The following is a 17384-nucleotide window of genomic DNA, read 5'->3' on the forward strand; positions in this document are numbered from 1 at the left end:
TAAAATATTAGCTAATTAATTTTAGACTTTTTTAACAAAAAGTGCGGTCATTTTTCTGAAATTTTTCAGATAGTAGCCGTACTTTATTAAACTGGAAGGAATACAAAATGGCATACAGCGATAAAGTAATTGATCACTATGAGAATCCACGTAATGTTGGTTCTTTAGATAAAAAGGATATAAACGTCGGTACAGGTATGGTGGGCGCACCAGCTTGTGGTGACGTAATGCAACTCCAAATTAAAGTAAATGAAGAAGGTATTATTGAAGATGCCAAATTCAAAACTTACGGTTGTGGTTCAGCGATTGCATCAAGCTCATTAATTACCGAATGGGTAAAAGGTAAATCATTAGATGAGGCACAATCGATCAAAAATAGCCAAATTGCGGAAGAATTAGAATTACCTCCAGTGAAAGTTCACTGCTCAATTCTTGCTGAAGATGCGATTAAAGCAGCGATTGCAGATTATAAAGCAAAAAAAGAAACAAAATAATAACTTAATCATTAGTGGGGCAGTTTTGCCCCTTTCATATTATAAGATGGAATGGAGTAAATAATTTAAATGGGTATTTCTCTTACTGAAGCAGCAGCAGATCGTGTCAGAACATTCCTCACCAATCGTGGTAAAGGCATTGGTTTACGTTTAGGTATCAAAACATCAGGCTGCTCTGGTTTAGCTTATGTACTTGAATTTGTGGATGAGTTAAATCCAGATGATCAAGTGTTTGAGCAACATGGCGTGAAGATTATTGTTGATGCCAAAAGCCTTGTCTATTTAGATGGCACAGAATTGGATTTTGCGAAAGAAGGATTAAATGAAGGTTTTAAATTTAATAATCCGAATGTGAAAGATCAATGTGGTTGCGGTGAAAGTTTCCACGTTTAGTTCGTTGCTAAATTTTTTGTTGTTAAAATTGTTGAGTGAAAAATGAATCCATTTAAAATTTTTGATTTACCCGTTGATTTTCAAGTAGATCAAGCAACATTATCAACTCGCTATCTGGCACTACAAAAATCATTACACCCAGATAATTTCACAACCCACTCAGCACAAGAGCAACGTCTAGCAATGCAACGCTCAGCAGAAGTGAACGATGCATTACAAATTCTAAAAGATCCTATTTTACGTGCGGACAGTATTATTGCTATTCATACTGGTGAACAACAAAATATCGAAGAAAAAAGCACCAATGATATGGCATTTTTAATGCAACAAATGCAATGGCGTGAGCAGCTAGAAGAGATCGAGAATACTACTAAAGATAGTGATCAATTGATGCAATTTACAGCGGACATTGAAGCAACTAAGAAAACACTTTTGGACGAATTATCTAGCGCACTTTCAGCAAACCAATGGCAACAAGCCAAAGCCATTAACGATAAGCTACGTTTTATCAAAAAACTTTTGGTCGAAGTTGAGCGTGTAGAAGAATTATTATTTGATTTTTAAACGAAAAATCATTTGCAATTTAATGTGTTCAAGGTGTAGTCTTTTAATTTGCCCTGAAATTAAATAAAAAGAAGAAAACAGGCTATAATTAAAAAATAATATGATTAAAAAGAGATAGACAATGGCATTACTCCAAATTGCAGAACCAGGTCAAAGCGCAGCGCCCCATCAACATAAACTTGCAGTGGGGATTGATCTTGGTACCACAAATTCTTTAATTGCTACGGTGCGCAGTGGTCAAGTGGATATTTTATTAGACGAAAAAGATCGTGCTTTAGTACCCTCTGCCGTGCATTTTAACCAAGATAATGTCATTGTGGGTTATGAAGCAGCTGAATTGGCTAGCCAAAATCCTCACAATACAGTGGTGTCCGTTAAGCGTTTGATTGGACGCAGTTTAGCTGATGTGCAACAACGTTACCCTAGTTTACCTTATGAATTCGAAGCCAGTGAAAACGGGCTTCCATTGCTTAAAACTGACAAAGGTTTATTTAGCCCAGTTGAGATCTCCGCAGAAATTTTGAAAAAATTGACCGCACTTGCTGAGCAACGTTTAGCGGGTGAACTTTCTGGCGCGGTGATCACCGTGCCTGCATACTTTGATGATGCACAGCGTCAAAGTACGAAAGATGCGGCAAAATTAGCGGGCATTAATGTTTTACGTTTATTAAATGAGCCAACGGCGGCGGCAATTGCTTATGGCTTAGATAGCGGACAAGAAGGTGTGATTGCTGTTTACGATTTGGGTGGTGGCACGTTCGATATTTCGATTTTACGTTTATCAAAAGGTGTCTTTGAAGTCTTAGCGACAGGCGGTGATACCTCACTTGGTGGTGATGATTTTGACCATCAATTAATGGATTGGATTGTAAGTCAATCGGGCATTGCACCACAAAATGCACAGCAACAACGTCAATTAGCGGAATTAGCGACACAAATTAAAGTTGCATTGACAGATAACTTAGAAGCTGAAATTGCTTATCAAGGTTGGTTAGGCAAAATTACTCGTGAAGCATTTAATCAATTAATTCAGGGCTTAGTGAAACGTTCATTATTGGCTTGCCGTCGTGCATTAAAAGATGCAAATGTTAGCGTAGATGAAGTTTGTGAAGTTGTGATGGTTGGAGGTTCAACTCGAGTACCATTTGTACGTCAGCAAGTGGCAGAATTCTTCCAAAAAGATCCATTAACTTCAATTGACCCAGATAAAGTGGTGGCATTGGGAGCTGGAATTCAAGCTGATATTTTAGTCGGTAACAAACCTGATTCTGAAATGTTATTGCTTGATGTGATTCCTCTTTCTTTGGGGATCGAAACAATGGGTGGTTTGGTCGAAAAAATTATCCCACGTAACACCACGATTCCTGTGGCGAGAGCGCAAGAATTTACAACCTTTAAAGATGGCCAAACTGCTATGTCTGTGCACGTTGTGCAAGGCGAGCGTGAAATGGTATGTGATTGCCGTTCTTTAGCACGCTTTACTTTACGTGGTATTCCAGCAATGACTGCAGGGGCTGCACATATTCGTGTGACTTATCAAGTGGATGCAGATGGCTTGTTAAGTGTAACAGCAATGGAAAAATCAACTGGTGTTCAATCCTCAATTCAAGTAAAACCATCTTATGGTTTAACTGATGATGAAATTGCCAATATGTTAAAAGCATCGATGTTGAATGCAAAAGAAGATATTCAAGTACGTTTATTAGCAGAACAACGTGTTGAGGCGGAGCGTGTGCTTGAAAGCGTGCGTGCAGCATTGAGCTATGATCAAGATTTATTAAATGATGAAGAATTAAGTGCGGTTAAAAATGCAATTATTTCTTTAGAGCGTTTGCAAAAAGAAGGGGATACGCAAGAAATTAAGCAAGGTATCAAGCAGCTTGATTTAGCGACTCAAGAGTTTGCAGCACGTAGAATGGATAAGTCAATTCGTAAAGCCTTAGCTGGTAAAGGAATTGATGAAGTAATTACTAACGGAAAATAACCTGATAGAGATAGGATTAAAATGCCAAAAGTCGTATTTTTACCTCACGAAGAACTTTGCCCAGAAGGTTTAGCTTTAGATGTGGCAGAAGGTGAGAATTTATTAGATGCTGCACTTGATGCAGGAATTGATATTGAGCACGCTTGTGATAAGTCTTGTGCTTGTACCACTTGCCACGTGATTATTCGTGAAGGTTTTGATAGCTTAAACGAGAGCACAGACACAGAGGATGATATGCTAGACAAAGCTTGGGGCTTAGAAGTAGATAGCCGTTTGAGCTGTCAATGCATTGTAGGTAAAGAAGATTTGGTCGTTGAAATTCCAAAATATAGTTTAAACCACGCACGCGAGGAATAATAAAAGGGCTCAACATTTGTTGAGCCCTTTTACTTTCTTAATCATCAAAACATAACCCCAATTTTTTCTTTTTCATTTTACTGATTTTATTTAGTCCAACAGTTTTAAATAACCTCTCCCTAACAAACTCATTTGATGCAAAATATGTTGCTGTTTTTGTCTTACATAAGCAGAGGGTCTATCTGCTTTAAATAACATCGGATTGGGTAAAATAGCAGCTAAGAGGGCAGCTTCTGAATGTAAAAGTTGTTTTGCGGATTTTTTAAAATAATATCGACTGGCTGCTTCTATGCCAAAAATGCCAGGTCCAAATTCTGCAATATTGAGATACACCTCAAGGATACGCTTTTTGTCCCAGAGGGTTTCTAGCATAAAGGTAACAGGGACTTCTATACCCTTTCTAATCCAATCACGACCGTGCCATAAATACAGATTTTTAGCTGTTTGTTGGCTTATAGTTGATCCGCCGTGTAATCGTTTCTGTGTTTTTTGATTGTGTTTCAACGCATTCTTAATCGCTTTCCAATCAAAACCTTCGTGATAAGGAAAACGCTGATCTTCACTTGCAATAACCGCAAGTTGCATTTGCCACGCAATATCATCAATGCTAACCCATTGATAATTTAAGTCGTAGCTGAAATCCCTCTGTAAAATATGGATCACTTTTTGTTGAGCCATATAAGAAGAAAAAGGGATGGGCACAAAACGAAAGAGTAATGTCAAAGTGATTAACGTGATTACGATGAAAGAAAAAACGCAGTAAAAAAATTGCTTACTTTGACGTAAAAAGCCTAAACAAGGAAAATGCAATTTAACCTTTTTTACTTTGCTCATCGAGTTTTAATTTAATCCAATCCATAAATTCTGGTGGCATTGTTTTAATCATATTTGAGCCACGTGTAATTGTTGCCGCACTGGTATTTAAGTTTTGCTGAATTTCACGTTGCGGTAAATTTTTATCCAATAGCTGAGCTACGATTTGTAAGCGTAGTCCAACTGAGTCACGCTCATCTGGCGTTAATAATAAGGTTAATACTTCCTGTTCCTTCCCTTCATTAAATGCAGTTCTCAACATTTCTACGAAGGCATGCCATTGTTCAAGATTGCGACTTAAATACATAATGTTATCCTCTCATTTGATACTATCGCACTAGTATAAGCGATTATATTCATCTTTGCTAAAATTTTGCTGTTGCTGCTTTTGTAAGATTTGGTAATAAGCATCATAAGCTAACACGCTTTTTACATAATCACGGGTCTCATAAAATGGAATAGAGGCAACAAACTCTGCCATTGTTAATTTCCTATTCGCTTTTGCCAACCAACGATCGACACGGCTTGCCCCAGCATTATAGGCAGCTGCGATCAAAATTCGATTATTACCATAAAGATCGTATAGTTCCTGTAAATGTGTTGTGCCTAACATAATGTTATCGAAAGGATCAAATAATTGGCTTTCATGGGTGTAAGGCAATGCCAGCTTATTTGCTGTTTGTTTGGCGGTCGTTGGTAATAATTGCATTAATCCTCTTGCATTGGCAGGAGAAGCGGCTTGTGTTTTCCAAGCACTTTCTTGACGAGCAATTGCCATTGCAAAAGTACGAGTGATATTTTTGCTATCTAAATGGAGATCAAACCAGTCCTTATAGGCATTTGGTAATCGTAATGCTAAATAGCCCCAAGCTTTGGCTTGAATGGTTGCCTCAACAGAGAGATCAAACCAACTTTGTTTTTCGGCATATTCTGCCAAAGCGAGTTTTTGTTCAAAGCTAGCATTATCTAAAATATTTTTCCACGCAATATTTATATTGTGAGTTTCATTGAAGTATTTTAATTCATTAATGACTTCAAGCTCTTTCGCAAATCTGTCTGCAACTTTATTTAAATCTCGAGCTTGGAATGTTTGCATTTCAGGTTGATAAGGCTGATTTAATTCTTCGCTAGCCAATAGTGGATAGAACCCTCGTTTTTTGCTTAATGCTTGTAATATTTGTGTGGCTTGTGCTTTTTGTTCTGAAGATTTTTGTAGCACTTTTGCCTGCCAATATTGCCATTCATCTTTATTTTTTTTCTCAGTTGATAATAAATCTAGCCAAGTTTGTAATCCTGTTTGCTCTCGAATTGCTGTACGAATACGGCGTTCTGTTAATGCATCATCTTTCAACATTACAACTATATTGTCACGCCATTGCTGAATTTGGGAGTTTTCACTATCAAATAAATGGCTTACCAAGGCTTTTTGCCATTGTTGCTTTTGTTGCTCAGTGAGTTTGAGCATTTCTGCCCATTGTGCATATAAGGAAAACGGATCTTGTGAATTTTCGACAGCACTTTCCTTGATTGTTTTAACAAAATTTGGGAAAAGCGAGAGGTAAACCCGTTTTTTATTATCGTCACTTTCATTATTTGTTGGATAGAAAATATTTTCAGATTCGGTCAGATTAGTTGGATTTTTTAGTAATTGAGTTAATTCCGTAATCCAAGTTTTAACTTCAGGATCTTTTGCTTGTTTATATAGAGTATTAAGCAACGGCACATTCTTACCTTCAAAAATTAGTAAGGAACGTTGTTTAATCAGATCATTTGTGAGTGGTGTTTCCGCTTGCCATAGGGAAATTGGTATATCGCAAGCACTTGGCAAATTATCCCCAGTGAGCCAAATTGATTGTATTGCATTTTTCCACTGTGTAGAAAGTGCGGTATTTTTTTTCAATGTTTTGGCTTCAGCCTCTAAAAAGATACAACGTGATTCAGTATCTGTTTCTAAAAAAGTACGGTTGGTGAGTATTTCTTGCCAGTTTTTTTGTTTTTGCGCCTGTTCTAGCCAATGCTTTTTCAATGATTCAGCAAGCTGAATATTGGGATTGCGTTTATAATAACCTTGCACTTCAGATAGGGTGAGTGTTTCTTTTTTTGCTTTAAATAATTGATATTGAGCATAAGGATAAAGTGGATATTCTCTAATCCGATTTAGTAGTTCCTGTGCAAGATAAAGTGTGCTTGGACTTTGTGAACGAGCAAGTAATTGATGAATTTTTTTGTAAATTTCACGTTGTTTTGGGCGAAAATCAGGTATTACTTGTGTAGTTATCTCATCTTTAAATTTCAATATTTGTGGTTCAACAGTATCCCCTGTTTGTTTTTTGGTAACCACCGTTGGCATGAGTTGATCTTCTATAATGGGTTCTACATAGGCAGCCGCTTTTTCCATTTGTTTTTTTGGTGGTGGTACTGGTGCAGGTTGCTCTGCTAGTGTTGGCACAGCATAAGCTGTTGTAAATAAACTTATCGCAAATAAAAATGGTTTCATAAAGTGCTCAATATCAAATTTAAATAAAATATACTTAATTTAGACCGCACTTTTCAGGTAAAGTGCTTAGAAAGTGGGGTTCGAATAAAGTAAAAGGCGAATTCAGTTCGCCTTTTAGGTACTGAATCATTGTTTGTTGCTTAGAAAACACGTTTAAATGGTTTCACAATTACATTACCATAAACGCCAGCTTCTACATAAGGGTCTTGACTTGCCCATTGTTTTGCTTCTTCTAAGCTTGCAAATTTTGCAATGACGGTAGAACCAGTAAAACCAGCTTCGCCAGGATTTTCATCATCAATCGCAGGGTTTGGACCTGCTACTAATAAACGATCTTCTGCTTGTAATTGTGTTAAGCGAGCGAGATGTTTTTCACGAGCTGCTAAACGTTGTGAGAGGGTGCCTGGGTTATCTTGCGCAAAAATAACATAATACATAAGTTTCTCCTTAATTATTGGTTGATATGAGCCAATGCTGTCTCAAGTTCAGGATTATTTTCTCTAGGTACAATACGTGGACGCCCTTCTTTGTCCACTGCAACGAACGTGAATATCGCTTCTGTCACACAGTAACGTTCGCCAATTGGCTCGCTTGCGACTTTTTTTACCCAAACTTCGACTTTAATTTTAATTGAAGAACGTCCTACGTTTAAGCATTGACCATAGCAGCAAACAACATCTCCGACAGAAATTGGCTTGATGAACGTCATACTATCAACAGCAACAGTAACTACACGACCGTGAGCAATCTCTTTTGCAAGAATAGCACCGCCCATATCCATTTGAGACATGATCCAACCACCGAAAATATCACCATTCGCATTTGTGTCAGATGGCATTGCAAGAGTGCGTAATAACAGTGTGCCTTTAGCGTAGCATAATTTATTCATTTCTAGAGAACTTGACATAATCATTCCTTGTTTTCATTCGGAGATTGCGAAATATAACGGTAAATATAAATGCCGGTGATGAGGCTTGCAATCAATGTCATTCCAATAATGCCGAAAGTTTTAAAATCAACCCAAATATCATCAGATAGGTATTGGCTGATATAGATATTCACCAACATACATACAATAAAGAACAATGCCCAACCAAGATTGAGTTTATTCCAAACATACTCTGGTAATACCAAACTTTCATCTTTTCCAAGCATTAATTTAATTAAGTTTTTCTTGAAAATATATTGGCTCACTAGCAAGATTAAGGCAAAAAGAGCATAGACGATAGTGACTTTCCATTTCAAAAATTCTAACTCATTAAAATATGCTGTTAATGTACCAAAGAAAATAACGGCGATTCCCATAAAGAGAGGCTGTTTTTCGATTTTTCCGTACTTCAATTTTAAGATAATTAGCTGAATAATTGTTGCAATAATCAATGTGATTGCAGCTTCTCGAATACCAACTAGTTTATAGACTGCAAAGAATAAAATGAGTGGGATAAACTCTAATAACTGTTTCATAGCTCACTATGCCTTATTCATAAAAAGTGTGTAAAAACGATAAGTGAACACTAATGAGAACACTGTGACAAATGCAAAAATAAGTGAAGCGCAGAGCTCAAAAATAAGGTTCGAATTGAGAGAATATAGTTGTCTAATCAGCATTGGTAGAGCGAAATAAATGATCAGGCAGTATAAGAAAAGCATTGAAACACGCCCTGTTCCTGCAAGCCACGAGTCTCGAAATGCTTGTCTGACAGTGACTGGGTTAAGTAAATAATATAAGTAAGCTAAACAGCAACGAATGAAAAGATAAATTCCCACAGAAAGAGCAATCAGTGAGAAGAATGAAGGTTGTACTTTGAGAAGCAATACTGAAGCTGCAATATCAGATAAGCCTAGGAGTAATGGTGCAAGCACTAAGATGTTGATGAACAATGCCCCCCAAAAACGTTTCATCGCAAAAGCAAGTGGTGAATTTTGAATAAGAGTTCCTTTGCTAATTTGGTGAATCGTTGTTAAGCACCAAAGAGATAATAAAAATGAAATGGCTTCACTCATAAGGATTGCACTTACCAATAACATATTATCTGAGCTTAATGTTAATGTTTCAACAAATTGCTCTGCGTTTTGGCTACTAGATCTATTCGGTAGAATAAAAGAAGAAAAGAGACTAATACAAATCTGATTCAGAGAAAAGAATAGTGTAAAGGTGAATGTGACCTGTCGGGTATTTCTAACAAAATTCCAACTGTCTTGAAATACTTTTGTAAAATTTATTGCCATATTTATATCCAAATAAAACACACACAGATTTACACATTATACAGCTTTTTGGTTAAGAATTCATAATAAACCTCGATTTTGATATTAAATAAACTAGGTGTTTTTTCTTATTTTTAATGGATTTGTTTGTAATCAATTTATTTTATTTTAACAAAAATTTAAAAAATTGATAAAGATCAGAAAATATGCATCTTGAAAGTGGTATATTCTAGAAAGTCTTAAAGGGACATAATTTTTATATGGTCAATGCAGCTTAATCTTCAATTTTATAAGGTGAGGGATACGAAATGAAAAAAACAATGTTTGCATTAGGAGTTATTAGTGCTTTAGTCGCAGGTTCTGCACTTGCTCATCAAGGTGGTTCACTTATTCTTCGTGGTGGTCCAGTAATGGTGGTGCCAAAAGCATCAACAAATAGCGATGTGTTCAAATTTGATGTGAATTCAAATGCGCAATTAGGTTTAACTGCAACTTATATGGCAACAGATAATGTGGGTATTGAGCTATTAGCAGCTACACCATTTAGTCACGAAATTACACTAGGTAAAACTTTAGTTGGTAAAACCAAACATTTGCCACCAAGCCTTTATGCTCAATATTATTTCTTAGATAAAGATGCGAAAGCTCGCCCATATTTAGGAGCAGGCGTGAATTATACGAATTTCTTTAGTGAGAAAGAAGTATTAGCTGGTGTAAGTGATCTTAAATTAAAAGATTCTTGGGGACCTGTCTTTAACGCCGGTGTTGATATTAAACTTGCGGATAATCTTTATTTAAATACTGCAGTTTGGTATGCAAAAATCAAAACTAAAGCTAGTTTTAAACTTGCTGGCAAAGAGCATAAAGTGAATGTGAAACTAGATCCAGCAGTGGTCTTTGTTGGTTTAGGCTACCGTTTTTAGTCTTTCCTATTAAGAGCATTATTCCTCTAATAATGGAATTATTATTCAATAAAAATGGGCAAGTAAAATTTCTTGCCTATTTTTGTGAGTAAGACTTACTTTGTAAGTATAATGGTTAAGAAGCAAGATCAAGCATTTCTTGCGCATTTGCGAGAGCACTATCTGTAATTTTACTTCCACCTAATAACCTAGCTAAGGCTTTAATGCGTTGTTGATGAGAAAGCGAGGTCATTTTTGTTTCTGTTTTTTCATCGATAGTGAATTTTTCAACAGTAAAGTGTTGATCTCCATAGCAAGCAACTTGTGGTAAGTGGGTAACACAAATTACTTGGCAACGTTGTCCTAATTTACGTAATAGCTTACCAACCACACTCGCAGTTGCTCCACTAATACCCACATCTACCTCATCAAAAATTAAAGTTGGAATTGCTGATTTGTCTGAAGTCAGCACTTGAATTGCCAATGATATACGTGACAATTCGCCTCCTGAAGCAATTTTGGATAATGGTTGTGCTGTTTGCCCTAAGTTACTGCGTAGTGTGAATATCACATTGTCAGCCCCTTGGTGAGTGATTTTATTGTAATCAGCGTTTAACTCAATGAAAAATTCAGCATTTTCCATTGCTAGTTGCTTAATCGACTTAGTTACTTGTTGTGCTAATTTATTCGCCCCTTGTTGGCGGCTTTGATGCAATGCTATTGCTGTATTAAGCATTTTTTCATAGGCCTGTTTCTCTTGGGTAATTAAGATTTGCTCACTTTCAGAAAAATCCATTAATTCATTGAGTTGTTGGTTTAAAGTGCGGTGTAATTCTACTAAGTTTTCAGGCTTTACATTGTGTTTACGGGCAAGCTGTAATGCTTGCGACATACGCTGTTCGATCTCATTGAGTAAAACAGGATCTTGTTCAATATCACTGGCTAAATGTTGTACTTCACTTGTTGCTTCTTGCACTTGAATCAAGGCTTCTTGTAACAAATTAGAAACATTAGTATAGCGAGGATCTAGCTCAGTCAACTCTTCTAATTGCTGGCTTGCGCGATATAACAGAGAATCAATACTAACTGTTTCATTTTCGCTTAATAGTTGTAAGGTGGATTGTGAAAGTGTAGTCAAACGCTCACTATTTGATAGACGCTTTTGATCATCCTCTAATTCTACATATTCATTTGGACGAAGATTAAATTCATTAAGCTCTTCAACTTGATATTGTAAAAGCTGTTTTTTAGCCTCACTTTCAGCTACTTTTTGTTGGAAGCTTTGGACTTGATGTTGAAGCTTTTTCCAATCTTGATAATCACTTTGCATCTGTGCCAATAATATTGGATGTGCACAGAAATTATCAAGTAACTGCAGTTGATAGTCATTTTTCATTAAAAGTTGTGAAGCGTGCTGACCATTGATGTGAACAAGATATTGACCAAGTTCTTTTAATTGTGCTGCGGAAACAGGAATACTATTAATAAATGCTTTTGAGCGACCATCATTATTGATAATACGGCGTAAAATACATTCTTCTGGGTTTTCTGCATCTTGTAATTCTTGATTCGATAACCAATGAAAGGCAGGTGAATTTGAGGAAATTCGGAATGTTGCACAAATATCAGCTCGATCTTGCCCTTCACGTAACATCGAAATTTCAGTGCGCTGCCCTAAACATACACCTAGTGCATCGATAGCAATGGATTTACCTGCACCAGTTTCACCTGTAATTACTGACATTCCTTGGTTAAGTTCAATATTTAAGTGGCGAACAATCGCAAAATTATTAATGGTCAATTGAATAAGCATCGCAAAATCCTCTTTACTGTATATTTATCAGTTTATAACTGTTTTTATATACAGTAAAGTGGTTTTTGCTAAATTTTAAGCATTTTCAATTAAAAAGATTTAAGCCAACCTAATTTTGAACATAACACATTGTAATAATTATAACTTTTAAGATGTAATAATCGGAGTTTATAGGGGCTTTTTTGGATGTGGACAATATCATCAGGTGAAAACTCTAATTCGATTTGACTGTCACAGCCCACTTCCATTTGTGATGTATTGTATTCTGCAAAACGCAATGAAATTTTACTATCGCCGTCAATGACTAAAGGGCGAGAGGAAAGGGTGTGTGGGAACATTGGCACCAGTGCAATAGCATTTAATTGTGGGGTTAAAATAGGACCACCTGCAGATAGTGAATAAGCTGTCGAGCCTGTCGGAGTAGAAATAATTAAACCGTCAGAACGCTGTGAAAAAGCAAATTTATCATTAATATAAACGTGGAAATCGATCATGTGTGCGATTTTGGCAGGATGAATAACAGCTTCGTTTACAGCATTACCACGTGCAATAATTTTTCCTTCTCGCTCGACACTAGCTTCCAATAAAAAGCGTTCTTCAACGAAAAACTCACCTTCATCTAAGCAGGCTTGAAGCTGGGCGTAGGCATTTTTGGGGTCGATGTCAGTTAAGAAGCCAAGATTACCTCGGTTAATTCCAATTAATGCAATATCATATTTAGCGAGAATTCTGGCTCGCCCTAACATATTGCCATCACCACCAATGACAATGCCTAATTGTGCTTGTTTACCAATTTGATCAACTGTGGCTAAATATCTTTCTTCAAGCCCTAATTGTTTGCCAATAACATCTTCCACTAGTACTTGATAGCCTTTTTCGGTTAACCATTGGAATAAATTTTTGTGCATTTGCAGTGTCAAATCGTGACGAGGTTTGCCCAACAAACCAATGGTCTGGAAAGAGGATTGTAGGGCTTTTATGTCTACGGCATTATGAATTTTCATTTCTATCCTGTTTAGCGAGAAAACTGAACGCTCTTGAATTCAAAAAATTAGCCACTATATTACACATAAACCCTTTTCTTTGTCAGCAAGTATCTGTATAAGTGCCAACTTTTACTTTTTTTGTTAGAATCAAGAAATCTTTAGAACTGTGGAGAATAAAATGTCAGAAAAAGAACAACGTATTGAGAGCGAAGAGCAAATCCAAGAAGAACAAGTTCAAGCAGCAGAAACTGAAGTTGAAGCAGCGGAAGAACAAGATGTATTAGGTGAGGCAATTTTACGAGTTCAAGAATTAGAAGCACAACTTGAAGAAATGGCAAAAAGAGAACAAGATTTTGCTCTTCGTAGCCGTGCTGAAATGGATAATATCCGTCGCCGTGCAGAGCAAGATGTTGAAAAAGCGCATAAATTTGCGTTAGAAAAATTCTCAAAAGAGATTTTGAACACCATTGATAACTTAGAGCGAGCATTATCAACAAATGCAAATGTTGAAGATGAAAGCGTGAAAGCATTATTTGATGGCGTTGAACTTACATTAAAAGAGTTACTTTCAACAGTAGGTCGTTTTGGTGTTGAAGCAGTGGGCTCAGAGGGGGAAGTGTTTAATCCTGAATTGCACCAAGCGATTTCAATGCAACCAACGGAAGGTTTTGAAACGAACCAAATTACTGTTGTATTACAAAAAGGTTATTTATTAAACGGTCGTGTTATTCGCCCTGCAATGGTGATGGTTGCAGCTTAATTGTTTAGAAATTTCAATAAAAAAGACCGCACTTTATTCAAAGTGCGGTCTTTTTATATGCAAAAATATTATAAATGATAACCAAAAAATAGTTGAGGTTTAGCAGTAATTTGCATTTAATGCCTGTATATTTGACATTTATTTTACATTTTGTACTGGGGAACCACTATGACAATTGTCAATCTCGTTATTTTTGCTGTATTTTTAGCGCTGTTAGCATTGATTTTTAAACGTACGCAAAAGCTTGGCACAACCGTCTTTATCGGTCTTGTTTTAGGACTAATTGGTGGTGCATTATTACAATATTCTGCTGATCAACAAACAATCAACGGTACATTAGAATGGGTGAATTTAGTTGGTAATGGCTATGTTCGTTTGTTACAAATGATTGTAATGCCATTAGTCTTTGTTTCAATTCTGTCTGCAATTACACGTTTAAATCAAGCAAGTGCATTGGGTAAAATCAGCTTTAGTGTTATCTCTGTATTATTAATCACGACTGCTATTGCTGCGGCAATTGGTATTGCAATGGCGTATGCTTTTGATTTAACCGCAGAAGGTTTAGTGGCTGGAGAGCGCGAACTTGCCGCACAAACCAAAGTGGAAGGGCGTGTCGAAAAAGTTAGTGGGTTAACGATCCCTGCAATGCTACTTTCTTTTATTCCTAAAAATCCATTCTTAGAATTAACAGGCGCAAACCCAACATCGATTATTAGCGTAGTAATTTTCTCAGCGTTACTTGGTGTAGCCGCATTAAGTTTAGCGAAAGAAGATCAAGCACTTGGAGAACGGATTGCTCAAGGTGTGGATTCATTAAATAAATTAATTATGCGTTTAGTGCGTATGGTGATTCGCCTAACCCCATACGGTGTGTTTGCTTTAATGATTAAAATGGCGACCACTTCAAAATGGGCTGATATTGTGAATTTAGGCACGTTTATCGTAGCATCTTACTTAGCAATTTTATTGATGTTTGTGGTTCACGCTTTGTTATTAGCGCTGTTTCGTATTAACCCTCTGGATTACTTTAAAAAAGTATTACCAACCTTGAGCTTTGCTTTTACCTCTCGCTCAAGTGCGGCAACTTTACCGCTAAATATTGAAACGCAAACCAATAAATTAGGAAACAATAGTGTTATCGCTAACTTTGCGGCGACATTCGGTGCGACGATTGGACAAAATGGTTGTGCGGGGATTTATCCGGCAATGTTAGCTGTAATGGTTGCTCCAACTGTAGGCATTGACCCATTTAGTTTAAGTTATTTATTGACTTTAATTTTAGTGGTAACTATTTCTTCTTTAGGTATCGCTGGCGTGGGCGGTGGTGCAACATTTGCTGCAATTGTTGTCCTTTCAACTCTGAACCTGCCACTTGCGTTAGTTGGTTTATTGATTTCTATCGAGCCTTTAATTGATATGGGACGTACAGCATTAAACGTAAATGGCTCAATGGTTGCTGGTACATTAACCAACAAATTATTAGAGAAAAAATAAGCTAGATAAAAATAAAAAAGAGATAGTTTAACTATCTCTTTTTGTTTGTACAGGACTTCCTTTCAACAATTTACGCATCCAACTACGGTTTGAGCTGAGTTGATGGATTATATCTTGGCTGAGTGGTAGCGGTTCTTGATAGATTAATGATGCTAATGTTTCACCTAATAATGGCGCAGAGGTAAGTCCACGAGAACCGAGAGCAGCGATTAAAAATAAATTATCAAAATTGACCGCACTTTTGATCGGTTGTTTACGACGGCGTAGGTTATAAATATTTTTATAGCAGATTAACTGTTGCTCAAAATTTGGGACGTTGCCTAGCATAGGAATACGATCTCTCACCGCACAGCGGATACCAATTCGCGCTTGGTTAGTTGAGGTATCGACATCTTGAACCCAATCTACATTTAGGTTTTGTTGGATTTTTTGCTGATTTTCGAGTTGTTCTTCTGGGCTAAATATACGCTCCGCATTGTCTCGAACGTGACTAGCACCAATACAGTGGGTATGACTTTTGGCCATTGGCGTGAGGTAGCCGTCATAGCAGACTACCGCTTTGAGTTTTTGCAAATTTTGACTGGTAGGTATTTCGCTTACTTGTCCACGCACTGGGTATAACGGTAATTCACGTGTTTGGCTAAACTCAGTAAGCTTGTGCCCATTGGCGAGTACAACGATTTGGTGAGTAAATGTCTCTCCCTCTTCATTTTGGAGAAGCCAATGTTGGGCTTGTTGCTGAAGTGCGGTCACTTTTTGCTGAGTTTTGATCACTAGCCCTCTTTGTTCAAGATGAGAGAACATATTTTGCACAAATTGGCGTGGTGAGAGCCAAGCGCCTTGCGGAATAAATCCGCCAGAACAAGAAAGTGGTAAGCCAACTTTTTTACTTAACTCTGATTGTGAAAGTGATTGATATAAACTTTCTTGCCACTGATAGTCAGAAATTTTATTTAATTTGACCGCACTTTTTTGATCGTAGCCACAAAGTGCTACACCACAGAAATCATATTCAAACTCGATGCCTTGTTGAATAGCTTGTTTCAGGCGTTGTTGCCCGTAAGCAAATGCGTGAATGTAAAAACGGATGTTGATTAAATCATCATCACTAAGTTGAGGGTAAAAAGCCCCTTGTTTATTGCCAGAGGCGTTGAGTGCAACTGCGTCATCTTCACAATATAGAGTGACTTTTGCCTTGCGTTCGAGTAAAGAAAGTGCGGTAAATAATGACGCAATTCCACCACCAATAATTGCTACATCAGCTTGTTGTTCAAATTTTGCAGCTTGAGGTAAATACCAAGGTGTGTGAATAACATCCTCATCTGAGTCTAGCTTAATTCCTTGAATACACTCACGTTTTTTGCCGTAACCTTTGCGTTTATTGACAGCGAAACCTGCATTTTCTAAGCCTTTTCTCACCGCACTTGCAGCTGTGAAAGTGGCAAATGTGCCTTGAGGTTTGGTGTAGCGATACATTTGCTGATAAAGCTCATCATTCCACATTTGTGGATTTTTACTTGGTGCAAACCCATCAAGAAACCACGCATCGATTTGATTTGTCATATAATCGCCAAGTTGTGGCAAATTATCGGCAATATCGCCAAACCATAGATCCAATGTGGTTTCTGCAAAGTGAAAGCGATAGCAACCTTCAATTGGCTCAAGCCAATGTTGGTGTAATTGTTGGCTAAGCTCTGCAAATTCTGGATGCGCTTGATGTGCAGATTTTAATACTTTAAGTGGAATGGGGTATTTTTCAAAAGAAATAAAAAAGAGTCGTTGCAGTGGTGAGTTTGGATATTGTTGGAGGAACTCTCGGAATAATGTGGTAACAGCGAAAAAGTTAAGCCCTGTGCCAAAACCAGTTTCGGCAATTACGAAGTGTGAGCCTGTAAAATCTTGCCAACGTTGCCATAATTGGTTGCCTTCTTGGAAGATATAACGGCTTTCTGCTAAACCATCTTGGTTAGAAAAATAGACGTCATCAAATTGTGCAGAAACAGGCGTGTTTTCTTGGTTGAAATGTATTTCTGCAAACTGAACTTTGTTCATAACCTTTTTATTCCTTTATAGAAAATCCGAATCGTACTATAATAGCTGAATTTCCTAGACTGGTCGA

Annotated in this window: 18 protein-coding genes; 8 read left to right on the top strand and 10 right to left on the bottom strand. The window is 37.1% G+C overall.

Annotation, left to right across the window (positions count from 1 at the left end):
* The first annotated feature begins 107 nt into the window (after nt 1-107).
* From iscU to fdx, 5 genes are all read left to right on the top strand, one after another.
* The gene (iscU, locus tag CKV78_RS00960) at nt 108-494 is read left to right on the top strand and encodes a Fe-S cluster assembly scaffold IscU (protein WP_005765372.1); all 387 of its coding nucleotides are present in this window, start codon (nt 108-110) and stop codon (nt 492-494) included.
* Nucleotides 495-563: 69 nt separating this feature from the next.
* Nucleotides 564-887: an iron-sulfur cluster assembly protein IscA gene (gene iscA, locus CKV78_RS00965; protein WP_005765373.1), complete on the top strand. Its 324-nt coding sequence runs from the start codon at nt 564-566 to the stop codon at nt 885-887.
* A gap of 42 nt (nt 888-929) precedes the next feature.
* Complete coding sequence (gene hscB / locus CKV78_RS00970; protein WP_005765374.1) at nt 930-1451, top strand: Fe-S protein assembly co-chaperone HscB; 522 nt, start codon at nt 930-932, stop codon at nt 1449-1451.
* A 121-nt stretch (nt 1452-1572) separates the two neighbouring features.
* On the top strand, nt 1573-3435 hold the full coding sequence (hscA, locus tag CKV78_RS00975; protein ID WP_005765375.1) for a Fe-S protein assembly chaperone HscA: 1863 nt from the start codon (nt 1573-1575) through the stop codon (nt 3433-3435).
* A 21-nt stretch (nt 3436-3456) separates the two neighbouring features.
* Nucleotides 3457-3792 (top strand): ISC system 2Fe-2S type ferredoxin, encoded by a 336-nt coding sequence (fdx, locus tag CKV78_RS00980; protein ID WP_005765376.1) that lies wholly within the window; start codon nt 3457-3459, stop codon nt 3790-3792.
* 90 nt (nt 3793-3882) lie between these two features.
* Here fdx and mtgA read toward each other — a convergent pair whose 3' ends face one another.
* The 7 genes from mtgA to CKV78_RS01015 form a co-directional block, all read right to left on the bottom strand.
* On the bottom strand, nt 3883-4626 hold the full coding sequence (gene mtgA / locus CKV78_RS00985) for a monofunctional biosynthetic peptidoglycan transglycosylase (protein ID WP_032855685.1): 744 nt from the start codon (nt 4624-4626) through the stop codon (nt 3883-3885).
* Nucleotides 4604-4912, bottom strand: a complete 309-nt coding sequence (gene trpR / locus CKV78_RS00990) for a trp operon repressor (RefSeq protein ID WP_005765378.1) — start codon at nt 4910-4912, stop codon at nt 4604-4606. Before trpR ends, mtgA begins: the two co-directional genes overlap by 23 nt.
* Before the next feature lie 30 nt (nt 4913-4942).
* A complete protein-coding gene (locus CKV78_RS00995; protein ID WP_005765379.1) occupies nt 4943-7102 on the bottom strand; it encodes a transglycosylase SLT domain-containing protein in 2160 nt (719 codons plus the stop codon).
* 140 nt (nt 7103-7242) lie between these two features.
* A complete protein-coding gene (locus tag CKV78_RS01000) occupies nt 7243-7539 on the bottom strand; it encodes a YciI family protein (protein WP_005765380.1) in 297 nt (98 codons plus the stop codon).
* 14 nt (nt 7540-7553) lie between these two features.
* Complete coding sequence (yciA, locus tag CKV78_RS01005) at nt 7554-8009, bottom strand: acyl-CoA thioester hydrolase YciA (RefSeq protein WP_032855686.1); 456 nt, start codon at nt 8007-8009, stop codon at nt 7554-7556.
* A 2-nt stretch (nt 8010-8011) separates the two neighbouring features.
* Entirely contained in the window at nt 8012-8566 is a 555-nt protein-coding gene (locus CKV78_RS01010; RefSeq protein WP_005765382.1) for a septation protein A, read from the bottom strand.
* 6 nt (nt 8567-8572) lie between these two features.
* Nucleotides 8573-9331: a hypothetical protein gene (locus CKV78_RS01015; protein WP_005765383.1), complete on the bottom strand. Its 759-nt coding sequence runs from the start codon at nt 9329-9331 to the stop codon at nt 8573-8575.
* Nucleotides 9332-9618: 287 nt separating this feature from the next.
* Between CKV78_RS01015 and CKV78_RS01020 the strand changes: the two genes are divergently transcribed.
* The gene (locus CKV78_RS01020) at nt 9619-10233 is read left to right on the top strand and encodes an OmpW family outer membrane protein (RefSeq protein WP_005765384.1); all 615 of its coding nucleotides are present in this window, start codon (nt 9619-9621) and stop codon (nt 10231-10233) included.
* Between the two features lie 115 nt (nt 10234-10348).
* Here CKV78_RS01020 and recN read toward each other — a convergent pair whose 3' ends face one another.
* Both recN and CKV78_RS01030 read right to left on the bottom strand, forming a co-directional pair.
* Complete coding sequence (gene recN, locus CKV78_RS01025; RefSeq protein ID WP_005765386.1) at nt 10349-12025, bottom strand: DNA repair protein RecN; 1677 nt, start codon at nt 12023-12025, stop codon at nt 10349-10351.
* Between the two features lie 89 nt (nt 12026-12114).
* Nucleotides 12115-13029 carry an NAD(+) kinase gene (locus CKV78_RS01030; protein WP_005765388.1) on the bottom strand — a complete coding sequence of 305 codons (915 nt, stop codon included), beginning with the start codon at nt 13027-13029 and terminating at the stop codon, nt 12115-12117.
* 160 nt (nt 13030-13189) lie between these two features.
* Here CKV78_RS01030 and grpE point away from each other — a divergent pair, with 160 nt between their 5' ends.
* Both grpE and CKV78_RS01040 read left to right on the top strand, forming a co-directional pair.
* Nucleotides 13190-13771, top strand: a complete 582-nt coding sequence (grpE, locus tag CKV78_RS01035; protein WP_032855687.1) for a nucleotide exchange factor GrpE — start codon at nt 13190-13192, stop codon at nt 13769-13771.
* Between the two features lie 168 nt (nt 13772-13939).
* Nucleotides 13940-15265 carry an L-cystine transporter gene (locus tag CKV78_RS01040; RefSeq protein ID WP_005765393.1) on the top strand — a complete coding sequence of 442 codons (1326 nt, stop codon included), beginning with the start codon at nt 13940-13942 and terminating at the stop codon, nt 15263-15265.
* Nucleotides 15266-15292: 27 nt separating this feature from the next.
* Here CKV78_RS01040 and mnmC read toward each other — a convergent pair whose 3' ends face one another.
* A complete protein-coding gene (gene mnmC, locus CKV78_RS01045) occupies nt 15293-17317 on the bottom strand; it encodes a bifunctional tRNA (5-methylaminomethyl-2-thiouridine)(34)-methyltransferase MnmD/FAD-dependent 5-carboxymethylaminomethyl-2-thiouridine(34) oxidoreductase MnmC (protein ID WP_005765395.1) in 2025 nt (674 codons plus the stop codon).
* Nucleotides 17318-17384: the final 67 nt, after the last annotated feature.

Origin of the sequence: Pasteurella dagmatis (assembly GCF_900186835.1) — a bacterium.
GTDB classification, from domain to species: Bacteria; Pseudomonadota; Gammaproteobacteria; order Enterobacterales; family Pasteurellaceae; genus Pasteurella; species Pasteurella dagmatis.